This is a genomic window from Streptomyces sp. AP-93, assembly GCF_022808175.1.
GTDB lineage: Bacteria > Actinomycetota > Actinomycetes > Streptomycetales > Streptomycetaceae > Streptomyces.
Genome location: NZ_JALGBX010000004.1, coordinates 12,089 through 29,949 on the forward strand (window position 1 = coordinate 12,089; position 17,861 = coordinate 29,949).

Consider the following 17,861-nt stretch of genomic DNA (forward strand, 5'->3'; position numbering starts at 1 on the left):
CCTTGAGGCGGCGGCACGCGATGTCTATCAGTACTGGGTGTAGACGTTGCCCACCCACAAGTACCGGCCGTACAACCGGCCCGAGAGCCCGACGTAGTACTTCCCTGCGGCCTTGTCGCCCCAGTAGCTGGTCCGAAGCCAACAAAGGTTTGGGCGCCATCGGAGTTGCGCGGTCGTCCCAGCGGCGCAAGACGAGATTTGTGCGGCGCCTGCATGCCCCTCCCTCCCCCCGGCCACGCCAAATGTGAGACTCGAACGTTCAAACGCCGTGGCCGGTTGACCCCGCCCGTTGTAGCGTCGGCTCCGGCCGGATCAAGCCTGCTTGATGTCTCGGAGCGACTGGTCGATTCGTTGGCTGGTCCGCAGGGTGGCGGCGGTTGTCGGCTGTTGCGGCCAGGCGGTGAGGAGGTAGTCCTCGACGGGTTCTTCGCTGACTCCGTCACGGAGGAGGTCGCGTCCTCGGGCGTGCACCCGCATCCGGTACCAGCCGGGGCCTTGGTTGCTGAGGGCGGGCGGTTCGTCTGGGCCCTCGCCCTGGAAGTAGTGCAGGGCGAGATCGACCTCGTCGGCGTGCACGCTGACCTCGACCACCTCCTCCCAGCCCGCGGTGTCGGCGGGTGGCGGGGTGGAGGTGATGAGAGTCTGGACGTTCACGAGTCCCGTGTGGATGCCGGTGAGGATGAACGCCCCGTGGTCCATGGGAGCGGCGAGGGCGTTGGACCAGTCCGCGGACTCGACGCTGTAGACGGAGCCGCCGGTAATGGCGAACATCCCGTCGTTGACGAAGATGACAGCCGGTTCAGTCATGGCCGCAGGCTATGCCAGCGGGCCGAGCGCTGCGGGGCGGTTGAAGGTGCCGGTGATTCCTCCCTGGTAGTCCTGGTCATTCTCGCTGATCATGCAGGCGCCGGCTCCGGTGGTGCCCGTTCGGGTCGGTACCCCCGTGATGGAGCAGCCGGAGAAGGTGCGGCGGGCGCCGCCGGCGGACATGCGCTGGGCGGATGTGGCCAGCGGATACTCGTCGCAGGTCTTGCCGACCGGGCGTGTTTCCCCCGTGGGGCAGGCCCGGGTGATGTGGGAGGCGAGCTGGGCTGCCTTGGCTTTGCTGTAGACCATCGCCGAGGCGTACGCCGCTGACGTTGGGGAGCGGGTCGGCGAGGGGCGGCGAGGGGCGGCGACGGTACGGCGTCGAATCCTACGTATGTCTGCAACTCCTTCAGGCGGAGCAGGCATCGCTCTCATCTGAGAAGGGTGTCGGGGAGCGACCGCCTGGGGCACGACCGGTTTTGTCGGCATGGGCCGCCGTTCGGTGGTTGGGCAGAGGGCTCAGGCCCAGGTGTTTCGGATGGGACGGCACCCTGACGACTGCCGGACAGGCCGTGGCTGACAGAATCCGATCACCGGCTCTCAGCGATGGAGAAATAGCGTGCGCGGCTTCATACGAGGAGTGGCGACGCTCCTTGTCGTGTCTTCCGCAGCGGCGGGTTGCACCAGCGAGAAGGCGGGTGAGAAGGGGCGCGCGATGCTCAGCTCCGCGGATCTCTCGGAGGCCCTGCTGACGGGGGAGCACTCCGGGTTCACCGTCTCGCCCCAGCGGGAGCCCTTGCTGGAAGACGTGGACGTGGTCACGGCGGCCGATCCTGCCTGTCAGCCCCTGGCCGACTTGAGGAGCGTCAAACCCGAGCACGAAGCTACCGGGACCGCCTGGGCGACCCTTGAGCCCAGGAACGGAACCGCCGGCGGGAGCGTCGTGCTCACCAGTTTCGCGACGGGTGAGGCAAAGAGCTGGATGGGCGAGCTGAAAGCAGCTCTCACCACGTGCAAGGATCTCGCGGCTTCCTCCCAACGCGGTTGGTCGGAACGAGGCACCCTCGTGGCGTTGCCATCTGTCGGAGTGGGCGACGAATCCGTCTCCTACTCGATCACCAGCGACCAAGTTCCCGACAGACGGCAGATCATGACGGTCGTACGAACCGGCGGGTCGCTGGCCGTCTATCTCACCCCTCCAGACGAGGATCAGCCCCCGGCCTCCCTCATGGAGCGCCAACACGAAAAGCTGGAGGCGGCCGGCTAGCGGTCCCTGGAAACTGCGGGGCTCGGCGGCGGCAGACCGCTGAGCCTGGCTCGTCCTGGCCGCACACGCGCAGCTCCGTCTCGCCCGCCGCCTCGCACGCGACCTCCGACGTCCCCGGGAACGAGCCGCGGAACCGAACGGGCTCTCCCCCGCCCGGGTCTGCCGGGGGTTCAGGAACCTGCGCGGGAAGACGGGCACGCCAGCCGGTATAGCAGAAACCCGCCCGTCCCGGCCCCGGTCGGCCGTCCGGCTCGAAGAACGGACAGCCGCCACCCGCTACGACGTCGGACGCGTCTTCGCACCGGCGAGCCCTACATTCGGCCCGCCCACCACAAGGTCAGCACGAAACCCAGACGTGCTGGATAGGCCATGCCGGACCGCTCCGTAGCCCGAGCACGGCGGCCTACCCTGCAGCCATGCCGAAGATCAGATTGAGCAACGACACCAAGAAGACCCTCGGGATCTGGGTTGAACCATGGGGTGAGGACTACTGGATGAAGCCCGGGGAGAAATTCACGATCGTCACGGACACCCCCAAGGACACCGACCCCGACGAAGCACCATTCGAGGTCCTCTTCCACGACCAAGGCGCCAGCGTGTGGGTGAACACCGGCTACAAGGCGACCGTCTACGACCATTCGGGCAACGAAGTCGACTGCGGGCATCAGCGGCCCATCGAAGTCCTGCGTGCCTGGACCGAAGCCTCCGAGGCTGCCGCGGATCGCCCCGACCTGACGGCGGAGCTTCAGGAGAGGGCCCGTGGCGAGGCGGAGACCATGCGATGGCGCCTCTCAAGAGCCGAAGCCGCCGAGCAGGAGGCGCAGGACGGCTGACAGCCTCGGAAGGACGGACTCCAACGGAGTCTGCCCTGTTCAGTTCAACTCAGTTCAACGGCCGGCGCCTGAGGTTGAATAACCAAGCCAACGGGGCGTCTGAGCGTGGGTGCCGGGCGGAGCGGCCGTCGCGGCGCAGGCCGGTCACCGGCCTGGGGCGCCGCGTCAGGTCGGTGGGTGCAGGGTCAGCAGGGCCGAGCGGTGGGAGACCCATCCCAGGAGGCGGAGCCGTTCCTCGTCGAGGACCGGGAGTCCGTCGCCCTCGCTCGCGGCGAGGAGCGGCAGCGCTTGCTGCAGGGACTGGCCGGCGAGCAGGGCCGGCGGGTGGTCCCGTACCGCCTCGACGGGCGTGTTCTCGGGGAGGCCTTCGTGCAGCGCCCGGGAGAGGGCGAGCGCGCCGACCGAGCCCGTGTAGTGGCCGTGCCGGTCGACGACGGGGAGGCGGCCGGCGTCCGCCTCGATCATCGCCGTGACCGCCTCGCGCAGTCCGGTGCCGGGCGCGAGCGGGGGCGGCGGCGGCCCCATGGCGGTCCGGACCTCGATCGCGGCCGGGCCCGTCAGGTCCAAGTCGACGCCGCGGCGGCGGAGTTTGGCCGTGTAGACAGTGTCCCGGCTGAGCGCGTGGCTGACTCCGGTGGCGACGGCGACGGCGGCCATCAGCGGCAGGATGATGCCGTACTCGCCGGTCAGTTCGTAGATGATGACGACGGCGGTGATCGGTGCGCGGGCCGAACCGGCGAAGACCGCGCCCATCCCGATGACGGCGTAGGTCGTGGCCGAGCCGGTCACTCCGGGGGCGAGGTGGTCCATCGACTGTCCGAAGGCGCTGCCGAGCATGGCGCCGACGAAGAGGCTGGGTGCGAAGACGCCTCCGGAGCCGCCGATCCCGATCGTGACGCTGCACGCGATGATCTTGCCGACGAGCAGCACGAGCAGGAACCCGATCGCGTACCCGCCCACCGCGGCCTTGCCCAGGACGGGGTAGCCGACCCCGTACATCTCGGGCAGTGCGAGCAGGATCGCGCCCAGCACGATGCCGCCGGCTGCCGGGCGGAGCCATTCCGGGCCGTGCCAGACGGAGTCGCAGAGGTCTTCCACCCCGTACAGCACCTTGGTGAAGAGCACCCCGACGACCCCGGCCAACGCGCCGAGCAGTACGTACAGGGCGTACGCGGCCAGGTGGCCGGCGCCCACCGGCGCCAGGTCCAGGAACCGTTCGTCGCCGAGGACCACGCGTCCGATCACGCTGGCGGTGACCGAGGAGACCGCCACCAGGCCGAAGGCGCGGGCCGTGAAATCGCGCAGGATCAGTTCCATCGAGAAGAAGACGCCGGCCAGGGGCGCGTTGAAGGTGGCGGCGATGCCGCCGGCCGCGCCGCAGGCGACGAGCAGCCGCATCCGTTCCTCGCGCACGCGCAGGAGGGCTCCGGCGGTGGAGCCGAGGGCGGCCCCGATCTGGACGATGGGCCCTTCGCGGCCGACGGAACCGCCGCCGCCGATGCACAGCGCGGAGGCGAGGGATTTCACCACCGCGACCCGGGGCGGGATCCGGCCACCCTTGCGGGCGACCGCGTACATCACCTCGGGGACTCCGTGGCCGCGCGCCTCCTTGGCGTAGCGGTAGACGAGCGGTCCGTAGAGCGCGCCCGCGACCACGGGCGCGAGCAGCACGAAGTACGGTCCGAGCCAGGGCACGTACGGGTTGTCGGCATGGCCGGCGGAGGAGTAGTCGTCGTGGCCGGACAGCGCCCGGGTGAAGACCTCGATCAGCCAGCGGAAGCCCACCGCGCCGAATCCCGACCCGGCGCCCACGAGTACGGCGGGCAGCAGCATCGCGGCCTGGGTGCGGTCCAGCGCGTCCCGTGCCCCGTCCGCCGAGAACGGACCCATCGCCACTCCTCAGGAACCGATCCACTGCCGATCGCGCGCCCCGGCCCCTGACCACGATCCCCCGGACCCCCATCCAACGGGCCGCCTCCCGCCTCGGCCCGGAGGCGGGCCGGAGGTACACCCGCCCGGCGTAGGGCCCCCGTCACCGGTCCGTCGAGGGCCCGTCCGGGACGGTGTGCCGCCTGGCCGAAGGGCGACCCCCGTCCGTGCCCGGTCCCGTACAGTCCGTGCTGCCGCCGGCCCCGCGCGGGCGGAATCCGCCGCAACCGGCGGAACGCAGGGGGTGCCCGAGCGGAACCCGGCCCAGCCGGCGAACGGACGAACAGGGGAACACCGATGGCCATCGAAGCCGGTCCCGTGGGCCGCCTCAGTCCCCCGGTCCCCGAGCTGGACCCCTCCGTCGTGGAGCGGTGGAGCGCGGGGGGAGGCCAGCTCGTCGAGCTGCTGGCCGAGGTGTGCGGACGGCTCGGCGGGGTCGGTGCGTTCCGGCTCGGCGACGGCCCCGGGGGCGGGGCGGCCAGCGGGCCAGCCGCCCGGCCGACCGTGCTGGTCACCGATCCCGGGGCGATCCAGCACGTGCTGGCCCTGCATCCGCAGCGCTACGTCAAACGCTCGCACCGCGCCCGGCTGCTGGTCGGCGAGGGCGTGCTCTCCGCGACCGGCGAGGCGTGGAAGCGGCAACGGCGGCTGCTGCAGTCCCAGTTCACGGGGACCGGGATGCGCCGCTACGAGCAGCGGATCGCCGAGGCGGCGCGGATCACCGCCGGGCGCTGGGCCGCGTACGCCCGTACCGGGGAGGTCTTCGACGTCGGGGAGGAGATGCGGCGCTTCGCCCTCGACACCATCTGGCGCTCCCTGACCGGCCACCCGCTGGACGCGGACACCGAGCGCGAACTGGGCTCCGTCGCGGCCGTGGTGGCGGCGCTGCCGACGCTGCCCGCGGATTCCGCCGACGCCGGGGAGGCGGTGGCCGCCGATCTGGCCAGGATCGACGCCGTGGCCCACCACGCCATCGCCGCCGCCCGCCGGGGCTCCGCGGGTCCCGACGGGCCGGGGCTGCTCCACCTGCTGGTGGAGGCCTCGGCCGAGCGGCCCGAGTACACCGACCGGCTGATCCGCGACGAGCTGGTCACGCTGCTGGTCGCCGGGCACGAGACCACGGCCACCACGCTGACCTGGCTGTACCTGCTCCTCGACCGCCGTCCCGAGGCCCGCGAGTGGGCCCTCGCGGCGGGCGGCGAGGGTTCGGCGGAGCGCCGGGAGGCGATCCAGGCCCTGGTCAACGAGACGTTGCGGCTGTACCCGTCCGCCTGGATCCTGCCCCGGCACGCCGTCGAGGACGACGTCCTGGCGGGCTACGCCATCGAGGCGGGCACCGACGTGCTCGTCTGCCCGTACCTCGCGCACCGCGACCCCGCGCTGTGGCCCGATCCCGGGCGCTTCGACCCGCTGCGCTTCACCGCACCGGGCGGCCGGCCGTCCGCCACGGGCGGGTACGTGCCCTTCGGCATCGGCCCCCGCGCCTGCCTCGGGCTGCAGTTCGCGCTGCGCGAGTCGACGGTGCTGCTGGAGCAGCTGCTGCCGGCCCATGTGCCGGCCTTCCGGTCCGTCCCGGACAAGGCCGCCTACAGCATCACGGTGCGTCCGGACGGTCCGACGCCGGCCACGCTCGCTGCTCGCACGCTCGCGGCTCGCCCGCTCACAGCTCACCCAGACCCAGGGCGGTGAGGAATCCCGCCACGGTCACCAGACCGGTGGCGAGGTGGGCGTTCTCCTGGGCCTCCGGGAGCATGGTGTCGGCGATCATCGCGAGGATCGCGCCGGCCGCGAAGGCGGTGACCGCCGCGAGGGTCTCCGGCGCGGCGTCACCGAGCAGGGCGTTGCCGAGCAGCGCGGCCGCACCGCTGAGCAGGGCGATCCCGCCCCAGAGCCCGAAGACGTACCGGCGTCCGCGGCCCGCGGTGCGCATGCCGGCGGCGCTGGCCATGCCTTCGGGGACATTGCTGATGAACACGGCGCCGATCGTGGCCAGTCCGACGGATCCGCCGTCGAGCAGGCTCGCGCCGATCACCACGGACTCGGGGACCCCGTCGAGCACGGCTCCCATCGCGATGGCGCTGCCCGAGCCGGGCTGCTGGTCCTCCGAGGGCTGGTGGCCGCCCGAGCGTTTGCGGTGCCGGCCGCCGCGCCGGGCCAGCAGGGCGTTGCCCGAGCTGTACACGGCCGCGCCCGCGGCCGTACCGAGCGCGGTGGGGAGCATGCCGCCCGTGTCGTGGGCCTCGGCGATCAGATCGTAGGAGACCGCCGCGATCAGCACGCCCGAGCCGAACGCCATGATCAGGGCGATGAGCCTTCGCGGTACCGCGAAGAAGGTGCCGATGGCCGCGCCGGCCAGCAGGGCGCTGCCGGCGAGGAGCCCCCAGGCGCCGGCCACGAGTGCGTCGTACAAGCTGCGCTTCCTTCCCCTGACTCCTCGAATCGGCGATCCAGGACGCCCTCATTGTTCCCTTTGCGGCACTCCGCCCCGGCGGGACGGGCCGGTCGTGACCGGGATCACCGTCGACGGGCCCGTTCTCGCACGGGCTGATCACGGGTCGGGATACGGCCGGAAGATGAGGGTGGCAGGGCTTTTCGATCACCGATCGGCGGGATGGGAGGCCCTGGAGCGCCACCGCGCGCCGACCAGGGCACCCGCGATGAGCAGCAGGCCCGCGCCGGTGCCGGCCAGGCCCGCGCGGAGCCCCTCGGGGACGTACGAGCACTGCAGCCGGTCGGCGCCGCCGGACCCCAGGGGGACGCCGAGCAGGCCCTGGTACGGGACCGGGGCGCGGGCCGGTCCCGCGTCGACCGAGCAACTCCAGCCGGGGGACGCCGTGGTGGCGAGCACCGCGGTGCCCGTCGAGCCCTTGGGGAGCCGGGCGTCGACGGTGTGTCCGCCGGCCGAGACGTGGGTGGCTCCGTCGGCCTTCAGCCGGGCCACGGCGGCGTCGAAGGCGGCCTGGTCCAGGCAGCCGAGCGCCTCGGGCGGCAGGACCTGGCCGCCCTTCGGGGTGCGCACGGAGAAGGTGAAACGGCCGTCGGCCGCCACCGTGCCCAGTTCCGTGACCGGAGCACTGACCGCGGGCGGCCTGCCGGCGAAGTCCTGGAGCCGGCCGGTGCCTTCGGCCCGGACGGTCGCGTACAGGTCGGGTGCGTGGAGGAAGGCGCGGGCCCCCGGGGCGCACTGCCCCGTGAACGCGGTCCAGCTCTCCGGGCCCTTGCCCTCGGCCCTGGTCAGGGCGAAGCCCGGCCCGGCCGCCGGTGCGGGTGCGGCCGGCCCGCCGGTGCGGGCGAGCGCGGGCACGGTGTAGATCCTGGCGCCGAGGGCGGCCTGGCGGCGGCCCCATACGGAGTCCTCGGGAGCCCCGTAGGACTGGTCGCTGCCTGGTGTGCGGAGGGTGACCAGGGGCGGTGCGGGCAGGGTGCGGACGGTGACGCCGCTCTCGCCGACCGGTTCGAGGACGGTGCCGATGCCGAGCAGGGCCCGCAGCACCGGGTCGCCCGCGGGCCACAGGTGGCGGCCGCCCATGCCCTGGCCGAGGCCGAGGCCGCGCAGTCCGCGCGCCGTCTGCACGCTCACGTAGCTGCTGTAGTAGGCGCCGCCCTGGCCGCCGACCAGCATCGCGTCGTTGTTGGTGACGAAGAGGCCCGATCCGGCGTCGGCCCGGGTGGCGGGCCAGTTCTTGTGCGCGTCCAGGGCCTGGTGCGCGCCCTTGCCCCGCTCGGTCATGGTCTGGGCGCGGACGGGGCCGCGCCGGCGGGGGTCGTCGGCGACGGAGTTGCCGTAGACGGAGTACGTGGTGCCGGCGAAGACCGATAGGGCCAGCAGCAGCATGACGCCGGTGCGGGCGGGGCGGCGCAGCCCGCGCGCGTAGAGGAGCAGCAGGACGGTGGTGACGGCCCCACCGATCAGGACGCCGGTGAGGGCTTGCCCGTTGACCGGCGGGAGGTCGTAGGTGGCCGCGACGAGCAGGGCCAGCAGGCCGGCGCCGCCGAGCAGGGCCCGGGGCCGGGGCATGTGGGCCAGGCAGATCCAGGCGGCCATCGCCAGCATGCCGCTGAGTACGAAGGACTCGCGGAAGGGGGCGCCGTGCGGGAGGGCCCCGCCCTGCCAGAGTTCCGCGGTGGGGGTGAGGACGAAGGAGACGCCGGTCAGCAGTATGAGCGAGAACCAGGCGAGGCGTTCGCGGCCGCGCACCTTCGACTGGAAGGGCAGGGTCAGGACGAGGAGGAGGACGAGCACCCCGGCGTAGACGTTCGGCGACGCCACGCGGACGGGGTGGGTGCCCGGTATGAGCATCGAGAGGAAGGTCAGCGGGTCGGTGTTCACGCCGACCACGTACAGCTCGGTGGGCTGGGCCCGCCGGTTGGCGAAGGCGCACACCAGGATGGCGGGGGCGGCGAGGAGCAGCCCGGTGCCGGTCATGGTGGCGGCCCGCCACAGCGCCCGGCCGCGGGTGCGCAGGCCGGTGTCGGCGAGCAGGAGCCGTACGGAGAACACGAGCGCGGTGGCCGCGGTGGCCATGGCGGCGGTGTAGAAGTTGGCGAACCAGCACAGGGCGACGAGGAGGCTGCCCAGGATCCAGCGGCGGCCGGTCAGACACCAGTCGGCGGCCATCCCGAGCATCGGTATCGCGACCAGGCCCCAGGTCCACATCGGCACGACGGTGCCCTCGGTGACTCCCCAGCCGCAGACGGCGTAGCCGACGGAGAGCAGGGCGCGCAGCCAGGGCGAGCCGGGGCGCAGGCGTCCCAGGTACACGGTCATCAGCGCGGCGGCGAGGCCCATGCTGCAGAGGCTGACGAGGTACACCGAGAGGTCCGCCTGCTGGCGGGGCAGGAGTCCGGTGAGCAGGGAGAACGGATTGGTGAGATAGGTGAAGAAGTCACCGAGGAATCCGACACCGTAGCCGCTCTGCCAGTTGAAGAGCAGATCTCCCTGGGCATTGCCGTGCTGGAGGTCCCAGAGGCGGGTGTGGAACGGAACGTATTGGTGGCGCAGGTCGTTGGTGGCGCGCGAGACGGACCCGAAAGGGTAGACGCCGCGCGCGGCGAGACCGGAACTGTAAGCCGCCATGGATATGAGCGCGGCCACGAGAGCGGAAAGGAATTCAATATTCCGTTTGACCCCGCCCACCTGGGGCGCGACCCCTCTGCGGCCTCGCGTGGAGAGGGGTTTTCCGGCTGGCTGGAGTGAAGTGGCGGTCATGTGTGGCAATTCCCCGTGCGTGGCCGATCGGCCGCGGGCAGGCCACCGATTCCCGCAGCCTATGCACACCGCCGAAAAATTCAGGCACACGGCGCAACGAATATGATCGCAATCACGAGATTGTCCGGTCCGTGCAGCATAAAAAATGGACAATCGGCCATTTTTTTGTGCGGCCCGGCCTCGCGGAGTCGTCGGGCGGGGGCGTCGGGGGGCTCGGGCGGGGTCCTCGGGGGGCCTCGGGGGGAGCCTCGGGGAGCGCCCGGCCCGAGTGCCGGAACCACCGGATCCCGTAGGCTCGGCGGATGGCAAAGTACTTCGACGTACACCCCGAAAACCCCCAGCCCCGCGCGATCGGCAGCATCGCCGACGGCATCCGCGCCGGAGGGCTCGTCGCCTACCCGACGGACTCCTGCTACGCGCTGGGCGCCCAGCTGGGCAACCGTGACGGCGTGGACCGGATCCGGTCCATCCGACAGCTCGACGACCGCCACCACTTCACCCTGGTGTGCGAGAACTTCGCGCAGCTCGGCCAGTTCGTCATCATCGACAACGACGTCTTCCGCGCGATCAAGGCGTCCACCCCCGGCAGTTACACCTTCATCCTCCCGGCGACGAAGGAGGTCCCGCGCCAGCTCCAGCACCCGAAGAAGAAGACGGTGGGCGTGCGCATCCCCGACCACGTCGTGGTCCAGGCGCTGCTGGCCGAGCTCGGCGAGCCGCTGCTGTCGAGCACGCTGCTCCTGCCCGACGAGGCGGAGCCGATGACGCAGGGCTGGGAGATCAAGGACCGGCTCGACCACGTCGTGGACATGGTGGTCGACTCGGGCGAATGCGGGACGATGCCGACGACGGTCATCGACTTCTCCAGCGGCGAGGCCGAGATCGTCCGGCGGGGCGCGGGGGACACCGCCCGCTTCGAGTAGCGGCGGCCGCTGCGCGTCAGGTGGGCGGGTGCAGGACGGCCTTGAGGCCGTAGTCGAGCTCGGAGCCGTCCACGAGGAGCGCTTCCACCGTTCGGGTGACGGGGTCGATGTCCGCCACCATCCCGTCACCCGAGTAGCGGGGATAGCCGGAGGCGCCGTTCTGGCCCGTCGGCGTGACGACGGCCGAGCGTACGGCGTCGGCGGCGGATCCCTCCACGACGTGCTCGGGCACCAGCAGGATCTCGAAGGTCTGCGGTTCGGTACTCATCCCCCGACGCTAACCGGCTCCCGCGCATCATGCCGTCCGGCGCGGGCGGGCGGGCGGGGCTAGGCCGTTTCCTTCCCGGGTGGCGACGGGTGGCGCAGCAGTCCGCGCGCCCACCGTTCGTTCAGGCCCGCGAGGAAGCCGATGGCTCCCCAGAAGAACCAGGTCCTGGCCAGGGCCCCGGGCCCGTCGCCGGAGAGCGGGCCGGGGCCGCACAGTTCGGCCGGGTCGGCCGGCGGGGTGAGGGCGGTGAGGATCCCGCCGGCGACGAGGAGGTAGAGCGCGGTGGCCAGGAACCACCCCACCACCACCCGGTACCAGCCCTCTTGGCGCAGTGCCCGGCACAGCTGGACCGGATCCGCGTCCGGGCCGGCCCCGCCCGGACTGTCGCGGATGAGCTGCCGGGGATCGCGCAGCCGGACGATCACGCTGAAGACCGCGCCCATCGCGCCGCCCGCGAAGCACACCAGGGCCCCCGCCAGGGCCAGTCGCGACTCGCAGCCGAGCTCCACTCCGAAGATCCTGGGCACCCACGCGCCCAGCGCGAAGACCACGACCAGGATCACCGGGCTGACCACGATCCCGCACGTCAGGCCGGTGTTCAGGCCGCGCGCCCCCGCGGTGGCCGTATCGGCGTCCAGCCGCGTTCCGGCCAGCGCGACCGCCGTCTCCAGCCGGGCCACGTCGGCCCCCTGGGCAACGGCGCGCAGGGCCCGCAACAGGTCCTCGGTGACCGCCGCCCTCGTGCGCCGTTCGAAGGCCCGCTGTGCGGCCGTGTGCAGGCGGTCGAGGCGGAGCATCAGCTCCGGTTCGGCACACCACAGTTCCCGCAGCCGTTCCGGATCGATGCCGGGCACTTCTTCGAGTGCCCGTATCTCCCCGTCGGCCGCGCCGTCGAACCACTCGCGCGCATCGCGCAGCATCGGCTCCCCCTCTTCGCACAGCAGTTGTATCCGCCTTCGCCGCGCGAGGATAGCCGCCGGCCCGGCGGATCACCGCCGTCAGTCCGCGGAGCGGGCCTTCCGCGCGGACACCCTGCCCGGCGGCTCGCCGCCCCCGAACGCGCGGAAGAGCGCGTGGAGCAGGACCGCGGCGAGCGTGCCCGCCACCACCCCGCTGCCGAGGACCGTCCGGGCCCAGGTGGGGAACCCCTGGTAGAGGTCGGGGGCCACCACCGGCAGCAGTCCGGCGGTGAGGGCCAGCGCGATCACGGTGGAACCGCCGCCGGCGCCGGGCGCGGTCCGCCCGAGCATGTCGACGCCCATCACCGCGATGATCCCGTAGATCACCAGGGCGGATCCGCCGACGACGGGCGCGGGGATCGCGGCGAGCAGCCGGGAGACGGGTGCCAGCAGGCCGACGGCGATGAGCAGTACTCCCGCCCCGGCGGTCACGAAGCGGCTGCGGACCCCGGTGAGCCGCCCGATGCCGATGTTCTCGGCGCTCGTGACCATCAGCGAGGTGCCGAACAGCCCGCCGAACACCGAGATCAGGGCGTCGGCCCTGGCCACCCGGGGCACATCGCGGCCGGGGTCGCTCTCGCGGCCCACCGTCTCGCTGTTGAGCACGGTCTGCCCGGTGATCTCCGCGAGGGTGGTGAGGCTGAAGACGAGGAGGGGCAGCGCGGCGAGCACGTCGAAGTGCGGTGCGCCGTACGGGAGGAGGTGCGGCAGGGTCAGGCCCCCGCCGGCTCCGCCCACGGGCTCGAAGTGGCCGAGGCCGGTCGTGAGCGCGATGAGGGTGCCCGCGCCCATGCCGAGGAGCACGGCGGTCTGCCGCCAGATCCCGCGCAGCACCATGAGGAAGAGCACGGTGGCGGCGATGGTCGCGCCGGCCAGCACCACGGCCGACGGCGCGGCGTACCCGGGGCTCCCGGGGCGGCCGGTGACCAGCTGGGCGGCGACCCGGATCATGGCGATCCCGATGAGCAGCACGGTGATGCCCATGACCACGGGCGGGAAGAGCCGTACGACCTTCGCGTAGAAGGGCAGTACGGCGAGGAGCAGCGCCGCGGCCAGGAGCACGGAGCCGGTCGCGGTCGCGGGGCCGTGGTCCTTGGCTATCTGGAGGAAGAGGGCGGTGGCCGCCCCGCCGGGGAGCATGACGAAGGGCAGCCGGGCCCCGAACCGCCAGATCCCGAGGGACTGGAGCAGGGTGCCGGCGCCGCAGAGCACGAGGGTGGCGCTGAGCAGGGAGGCGGTGGCGGCTGCGGTGAGGCCGAGGGCCTGGCCGGTCAGGAACGTGGTGGAGACGGGCGCGGCCACCATGGCCAGGACGTGCTGTGCGGACAGCGGGGCCAGCCGGCGCAGCGGCAGCCGCTCGTCCACGGGACTGACGGGACCGGCCGGGCTCTGCGGTGCGCGCTTCGCGGAGGCGGCGCTCACCGGGCGGCCTCTCTGTCCAGCCAGGGCAGCTCTTCGGCGGTGTACCGGTAGGCGCGGAAGACCGCGTTGGGTTCGGACGGGAACAGGCCTCGGACCTCGGACTCCTGGTAGGGGCCGAAGTGGGGGACGACGTACTCCCAGCAGAGGTAGCCCTCGGGGGTCACCTCGAAGAGGCGGCCGGACGGGGAGTCGGTGACGAGGGTGTTGCCTCCGGCGAGGCGCTGGGCGCTGCCCATGAACGGGGCGAAGAAGGCCTCGCGGGCGGGGTCGTGGTACTCCCAGACGACCTTGCCGGAGGAGCGCTCGATCTCGATGACGCGGGAGTAGGGGACGTCCGATCCGGGCCGGAAGACGCCGTTGTCGAACACCAGCACCCTGCCGTCGGCGAGTTCGGTGGGGGCGTGCTGCTGCGAGACGGTTCCGGGCTCGGTGCGCCAGAGGATCTCGCCGGTCGCCCGGCTGATGACGACCACGGCCGAGACGCTGCGCAGGCTGGCCAGGACGTTCCCGTCGGCGAGCGGTACGACGCTGTTGATGAGCGGCCAGTGCTCGCGGGCGTAGTCGGGGTGCAGGGCGTAGTCGGCGCGGTCGAGGTGTTCGGCCGCGCTCCACGACCAGCGTACGGAGCCGTCGGCGTCGACCTCGGTGATGGTGTCGGCCCACACCGTGCCGTCGGCCGCCTCCGAGCCGGGCACTCCGCCGAGCACGCCCGCCGCGTCGGCACCGCGCAGCGGTTCGAGCGCGGTGTAGAGGACGCGGCCGCCGCCGAGGTGGTGGGCGCCGTGGTGCTGGAGCGGATCGCGGTGTTCGCGCAGGACGGTGCCGTCCGGGGCGGCTTCGAGCATCACGCCGCCGCGGTACTTGTGCCACATCGGGAAGAGGGCCTCCTCGCCGGGGAGCACGCCGCTGTAGGCCAGGTTCCCGTTGGCGAGGATCCGGGCGTGCCGGCCGGGGCGGTAGGGCAGCCGCCACTCGTGGACCACCTCGCCGTGGATGTCGATCAGGTAGACCTCGCCGGTGCCGGTGAGCGGGGCGTAGAGGGTGTACCCGCCTTCCGAGGCGGTGGGGTCGAGGGCGATGAGACCGGTGCCGCGGCGGCGGCGGAAGTTCTGGTCGACCGGGGGCATGCGGATGTCCTCCTGCGGGATGGGGCGGGGGGCGAGGCCGGGCGGGCCATGAGGTGGCGGCGGTCGTCGCCGGATCGTGAAACTTTCTTTGATGCGAGCAATCTCCTTTGAAGTTAGCCGCGCATTGTTGCGGCACTGTGAAGGGCGTGCGAAGCCCGCGGCGGGGTGCGGGAAGATGATCGTCAGAGGCGGAGAACGACGAGCGGGGTGCGGGGTGGGCGGCCAGGTGGAAGACGAGACGTCCGAGCGGAGGATCGGTGCGGGCATCCGCAGACGGCGCAGGGCTCTGGACCTCACCCTCGCCGAGGTGGCCGCGCGCAGCGGGCTGTCCTCGCCCTTCCTGAGCCAGATCGAGAACGACCGGGCCCGCCCCAGCATGCGTTCGCTCCAGCGGGTGGCCGACGCCCTGGACACCACGGCCGTGCAGCTGCTGGCCGCCGGGGAGACCCCGCGCCGGGTGGACATCGTGCGGGCCGACGCCGATCCCGGGCTCGCATCCGGGCCGGGTTCCGGGCCGGGTTCCGGGCCGGGTTCCGGGCCGGGTTCCGGGCCGGATCCGACGGCCCGGGTCCGTCCGCTCGTACGCGGGCAGCACCAGATGCACGCGCTGGAGTTCACCGGGGACCACGACGCCGAGCGCGCGTTCCGGCACCGCAACGACGAGTTGATGTACGTGGCCGACGGCGCCGCCGAGGTCGAGGCCGACGGGCGGACCCACCGACTCGGCCGCGGCGACACGCTGTACCTCACCGGCGGGGTGGAGCACCGGTGGCGGGCGCTGGAGGCCGGCACGCGGGTGCTGCTCGTCGCCGTCGCCGACCACGTCGAGGCCGTCGTGGACCCCCTCGGCTGACGGGTGCTCCGCGCGTGCGGGACCCCTGCGCGTCAACTCGTACGGGCCACCTCCGCGTCAGCCCGTGCGGGCGCCCTCCGCATCAGCTCGTACGGGCCCCTCCGCGTCAGCTCGTACGGGCCCCTCCGCGTCAGCTCGTACGGGCCCCTGCGCATCAGCCCGTATGGCCCCCTCCGCGTCAGCCCGTGCGGGCCCCCTCTGCGTCAGCCCGTGCGGCGCTCTGCGCATCAGCCCGTGCGGCCCCCTCCGCGTCAGCCCGTGCGGGCCGCTCCGCGTCAGCCCGTGCGGGCCTTGCGCAGGGACTGGTGGACGGACCAGGCCACCGAGACCAGGGGCACCGCCACCACCGCCCCCACGATCCCGGCGGCGATGGCTCCCGCGACCACCGACAGGGCCACCACCATCGGGTGCAGGCGCACCGCCCAGCTCATCACGAGCGGATGCAGCAGGTGCCCTTCGATCTGGCCGATGACCACGATGAGCGCGACCACCAGGGCGGCCACGAGCGGCCCCTTGGTGGCGAGGGCGACGACGGCGGCGACGCCGAGGGCCACCGGGGAGCCGATGAGCGGGACGAACGCGGCCACGAACTCCAGCAGGGCGAGCGGCACGGCCAGCGGGACGCCGAGGAGGTAGAGCGCGATGCCCACGAGGACGGCGTTGGTCGCGGCCACGAGGACGATGCCGTGGGTGTAGCCCGTGAAGGTCCGCCAGGCGGCGCGGCCGGCGTCGGCCACCCGCCCCCGTACCCCTTCGGGCAGTTGTCCGCAGAACCAGTTCCACTGCCGGTCGCCCGAGTGGATGAAGAAGATGGAGCAGAACAACCCCAGGGCCGCCACGGTGAGCACCGACACGACCCGTCCCGCCCCGCTCAGGGCCGTGCTCAGCACGGTGGATCGGTGGCTGGAGAGGTAGGTGCCGATCTTCGACTGGACGTCGCTCAGGGCGTGCGAGTCCAGGTGGAACGGCGGGCCCTGGAGCCAGCTCTGGATGCGGGCCAGCCCGACCCGGAACTCGCGCACCAGCGCGGGCCATTCCCCCGCGACGGCCTCGCCGACCAGGGCGAGGGCGCCGGACACCAGGACCAGACTGACGATCAGCGTGCAGGCCACGGCGAGCCCGCGCGGCATCACCCGGGCCAGCAGCGCGGCCGGCGGGCGCAGCATCGCCGCCGCGACCAGACCGAGGAAGAGGGCCAGCGCGATCTCGTGGAACCGGCCCAGGACGGCGAAGACCGCGTACGCCGCCGCGCCGACGACCAGCAGCCGCCAGGCGTACCCGGCCGCCGTCCGCAGGGCCGGGGCCACCGGGGTCGCGGCGGCGGCCGCCCGTGCGGCCGGGGCCGCCGCTAGCTCAGGGGTACGGGCCCGGCCGGTCCCTCCTTCGCCGCGGGGGCGGCCGCCGGGAGGGAGCCGCCGGGCGGGCCGCGTCACGAGTCGCCTGGTCATGTGCGGCCGCACCTCCGGGGTGTGTTGGTCCCCTCGGGCTATCACCCCGGCGGCGGCCGCCCCGTGTGCCGCGCAGCGCGTTCGCCCGAAGGCCTCATCCGCGCTGGGCCGAAGGAGCAGGCACGGGCGTTGCCCCTCCATCGGGGAGTTCGCTGGTCACAGGGGGTTTCCCGGTCCGGTCCGCGGACGGGCGACGGGAAACCCGTCGACCCCGGTGCCCGCCGGGGACAGGCTCGAAGTGTCAGCACGGAGCAAGACCCGAGGGGACACCATGCGCAAGATGATCCGCGGCGCCGCCGCGTTCGCCACCGCCGCGGCCGCCGTCGTCGCACTGAGCGGAGCCGCCGGAGCCGCCGGAGCGGCCGGCGCCCAGCCGGCCGACACGTGGGCCGGATGTCCGGACGGGGCGGTCTGCATCTACCCGCAGAACCAGAACCCCGCCGTCAGTCCGAGCCACGTCTTCTACAGCTACGGGGCCCACAACCTGACCAACCAGTACGGCAACCACTGGGTCCTCAACAACCAGTACGGCGGCGCCACCGCACGCCTGTGCCGCGGTTCCAACGGGGTCAACTGCGGCAACCCCATCGCCCAGGGCACCGGCGTCTACGCCGACCTCGGGCCGATCAACTCGATCACCCTCAACCGCTAGCGGTTCACGGGCCGGTACGCCCGTTCGCCACCCGCAAAGACGTTCCGGAGTCCGGCCCGCGGCCGGGCTCCGGAACGCCGCCGTTTCACGCCACACCGCACGAATGGCCGGTCGGCCCTCCGACCCCCGCGCTAGCCTGGGCACCTGCCTCTCACAACCTGGGC

The 17,861-nt window shown here is 72.7% G+C and carries 16 protein-coding genes and 2 pseudogenes; 7 read left to right on the plus strand and 11 right to left on the minus strand.

The window, feature by feature from the left end; genetic code table 11:
• Positions 1–312 precede the first annotated feature (312 nt).
• Both MTF69_RS07890 and MTF69_RS07895 read right to left on the minus strand, forming a co-directional pair.
• Positions 313–807, minus strand: coding sequence for a hypothetical protein (locus MTF69_RS07890; RefSeq protein WP_243331977.1), 495 nt, complete (start codon positions 805–807; stop codon positions 313–315).
• Positions 808–816: 9 nt separating this feature from the next.
• Positions 817–1,116, minus strand: a complete 300-nt coding sequence (locus MTF69_RS07895) for a hypothetical protein (protein ID WP_243331979.1) — start codon at positions 1,114–1,116, stop codon at positions 817–819.
• A gap of 310 nt (positions 1,117–1,426) precedes the next feature.
• On the opposite strand from MTF69_RS07895, the gene MTF69_RS07900 reads away from it, so the two are divergent.
• The 3 genes and pseudogenes from MTF69_RS07900 (at position 1,427) to MTF69_RS07905 (ending at position 2,907) form a co-directional block, all read left to right on the plus strand.
• Complete coding sequence (locus MTF69_RS07900; RefSeq protein ID WP_243331982.1) at positions 1,427–2,074, plus strand: hypothetical protein; 648 nt, start codon at positions 1,427–1,429, stop codon at positions 2,072–2,074.
• 10 nt (positions 2,075–2,084) lie between these two features.
• Positions 2,085–2,440: pseudogene (locus tag MTF69_RS42790) on the plus strand (transposase); the annotation flags it as partial.
• Between the two features lie 50 nt (positions 2,441–2,490).
• A complete protein-coding gene (locus MTF69_RS07905) occupies positions 2,491–2,907 on the plus strand; it encodes a hypothetical protein (RefSeq protein ID WP_243331984.1) in 417 nt (138 codons plus the stop codon).
• Positions 2,908–3,072: 165 nt separating this feature from the next.
• Here MTF69_RS07905 and MTF69_RS07910 read toward each other — a convergent pair whose 3' ends face one another.
• On the minus strand, positions 3,073–4,797 hold the full coding sequence (locus MTF69_RS07910) for a chloride channel protein (RefSeq protein ID WP_243331986.1): 1,725 nt from the start codon (positions 4,795–4,797) through the stop codon (positions 3,073–3,075).
• Positions 4,798–5,133: 336 nt separating this feature from the next.
• Here MTF69_RS07910 and MTF69_RS07915 point away from each other — a divergent pair, with 336 nt between their 5' ends.
• Positions 5,134–6,525, plus strand: coding sequence for a cytochrome P450 (locus tag MTF69_RS07915; RefSeq protein ID WP_243331989.1), 1,392 nt, complete (start codon positions 5,134–5,136; stop codon positions 6,523–6,525).
• Here MTF69_RS07915 and MTF69_RS07920 read toward each other — a convergent pair.
• Both MTF69_RS07920 and MTF69_RS07925 read right to left on the minus strand, forming a co-directional pair.
• The gene (locus MTF69_RS07920; RefSeq protein ID WP_243331991.1) at positions 6,497–7,246 is read right to left on the minus strand and encodes a ZIP family metal transporter; all 750 of its coding nucleotides are present in this window, start codon (positions 7,244–7,246) and stop codon (positions 6,497–6,499) included. The two genes, MTF69_RS07915 and MTF69_RS07920, sit on opposite strands and share 29 nt — an antisense overlap.
• A gap of 186 nt (positions 7,247–7,432) precedes the next feature.
• A complete protein-coding gene (locus MTF69_RS07925; RefSeq protein ID WP_243331993.1) occupies positions 7,433–9,913 on the minus strand; it encodes a YfhO family protein in 2,481 nt (826 codons plus the stop codon).
• A gap of 434 nt (positions 9,914–10,347) precedes the next feature.
• On the opposite strand from MTF69_RS07925, the gene MTF69_RS07930 reads away from it, so the two are divergent.
• The gene (locus tag MTF69_RS07930; RefSeq protein ID WP_243331995.1) at positions 10,348–10,968 is read left to right on the plus strand and encodes an L-threonylcarbamoyladenylate synthase; all 621 of its coding nucleotides are present in this window, start codon (positions 10,348–10,350) and stop codon (positions 10,966–10,968) included.
• 16 nt (positions 10,969–10,984) lie between these two features.
• On the opposite strand, the gene MTF69_RS07935 is transcribed toward MTF69_RS07930, so the two are convergent.
• The 4 genes from MTF69_RS07935 to MTF69_RS07950 all read right to left on the minus strand — a co-directional run bounded on the left by MTF69_RS07935 (position 10,985) and on the right by MTF69_RS07950 (position 14,744).
• Positions 10,985–11,236 carry a hypothetical protein gene (locus MTF69_RS07935; RefSeq protein WP_243331997.1) on the minus strand — a complete coding sequence of 84 codons (252 nt, stop codon included), beginning with the start codon at positions 11,234–11,236 and terminating at the stop codon, positions 10,985–10,987.
• Positions 11,237–11,295: 59 nt separating this feature from the next.
• Positions 11,296–12,156, minus strand: coding sequence for a hypothetical protein (locus MTF69_RS07940; protein ID WP_243332000.1), 861 nt, complete (start codon positions 12,154–12,156; stop codon positions 11,296–11,298).
• 78 nt (positions 12,157–12,234) lie between these two features.
• Positions 12,235–13,617, minus strand: coding sequence for a uracil-xanthine permease family protein (locus MTF69_RS07945; RefSeq protein ID WP_243332003.1), 1,383 nt, complete (start codon positions 13,615–13,617; stop codon positions 12,235–12,237).
• The gene (locus tag MTF69_RS07950; protein ID WP_243332005.1) at positions 13,614–14,744 is read right to left on the minus strand and encodes an aryl-sulfate sulfotransferase; all 1,131 of its coding nucleotides are present in this window, start codon (positions 14,742–14,744) and stop codon (positions 13,614–13,616) included. The genes MTF69_RS07945 and MTF69_RS07950 overlap by 4 nt, the downstream gene beginning before the upstream one ends.
• A 226-nt stretch (positions 14,745–14,970) precedes the next feature.
• Here MTF69_RS07950 and MTF69_RS07955 point away from each other — a divergent pair, with 226 nt between their 5' ends.
• Entirely contained in the window at positions 14,971–15,597 is a 627-nt protein-coding gene (locus MTF69_RS07955; RefSeq protein WP_243332007.1) for a helix-turn-helix domain-containing protein, read from the plus strand.
• Between the two features lie 275 nt (positions 15,598–15,872).
• Here MTF69_RS07955 and MTF69_RS07960 read toward each other — a convergent pair whose 3' ends face one another.
• Both MTF69_RS07960 and MTF69_RS43690 read right to left on the minus strand, forming a co-directional pair.
• The gene (locus MTF69_RS07960) at positions 15,873–16,820 is read right to left on the minus strand and encodes an AI-2E family transporter (RefSeq protein ID WP_374322581.1); all 948 of its coding nucleotides are present in this window, start codon (positions 16,818–16,820) and stop codon (positions 15,873–15,875) included.
• Positions 16,815–16,970 (minus strand): annotated as a pseudogene (locus MTF69_RS43690) (AI-2E family transporter); the annotation flags it as partial. The pseudogene MTF69_RS43690 and the gene MTF69_RS07960, both read right to left, overlap by 6 nt.
• Positions 16,971–17,316: 346 nt before the next feature.
• Between MTF69_RS43690 and MTF69_RS07965 the strand changes: the two are divergent.
• Entirely contained in the window at positions 17,317–17,697 is a 381-nt protein-coding gene (locus MTF69_RS07965) for a hypothetical protein (protein ID WP_243332009.1), read from the plus strand.
• The last annotated feature ends 164 nt before the right edge of the window (positions 17,698–17,861 follow it).

What these genes read in the sequence shown, in the direction of transcription:
- MTF69_RS07890 (WP_243331977.1), bottom strand. Translation starts at nt 807, where the DNA reads ATGACTGAACCGGCTGTCATCTTCGTCAACGACGGGATGTTCGCCATT.
- MTF69_RS07895 (WP_243331979.1), bottom strand. Translation starts at nt 1,116, where the DNA reads ATGGTCTACAGCAAAGCCAAGGCAGCCCAGCTCGCCTCCCACATCACC.
- MTF69_RS07905 (WP_243331984.1), top strand. Translation starts at nt 2,491, where the DNA reads ATGCCGAAGATCAGATTGAGCAACGACACCAAGAAGACCCTCGGGATC.
- MTF69_RS07910 (WP_243331986.1), bottom strand. Translation starts at nt 4,797, where the DNA reads ATGGGTCCGTTCTCGGCGGACGGGGCACGGGACGCGCTGGACCGCACC.
- MTF69_RS07915 (WP_243331989.1), top strand. Translation starts at nt 5,134, where the DNA reads ATGGCCATCGAAGCCGGTCCCGTGGGCCGCCTCAGTCCCCCGGTCCCC.
- MTF69_RS07925 (WP_243331993.1), bottom strand. Translation starts at nt 9,913, where the DNA reads ATGGCGGCTTACAGTTCCGGTCTCGCCGCGCGCGGCGTCTACCCTTTC.
- MTF69_RS07930 (WP_243331995.1), top strand. Translation starts at nt 10,348, where the DNA reads ATGGCAAAGTACTTCGACGTACACCCCGAAAACCCCCAGCCCCGCGCG.
- MTF69_RS07935 (WP_243331997.1), bottom strand. Translation starts at nt 11,236, where the DNA reads ATGAGTACCGAACCGCAGACCTTCGAGATCCTGCTGGTGCCCGAGCAC.
- MTF69_RS07940 (WP_243332000.1), bottom strand. Translation starts at nt 12,156, where the DNA reads ATGCTGCGCGATGCGCGCGAGTGGTTCGACGGCGCGGCCGACGGGGAG.
- MTF69_RS07950 (WP_243332005.1), bottom strand. Translation starts at nt 14,744, where the DNA reads ATGCCCCCGGTCGACCAGAACTTCCGCCGCCGCCGCGGCACCGGTCTC.
- MTF69_RS07965 (WP_243332009.1), top strand. Translation starts at nt 17,317, where the DNA reads ATGCGCAAGATGATCCGCGGCGCCGCCGCGTTCGCCACCGCCGCGGCC.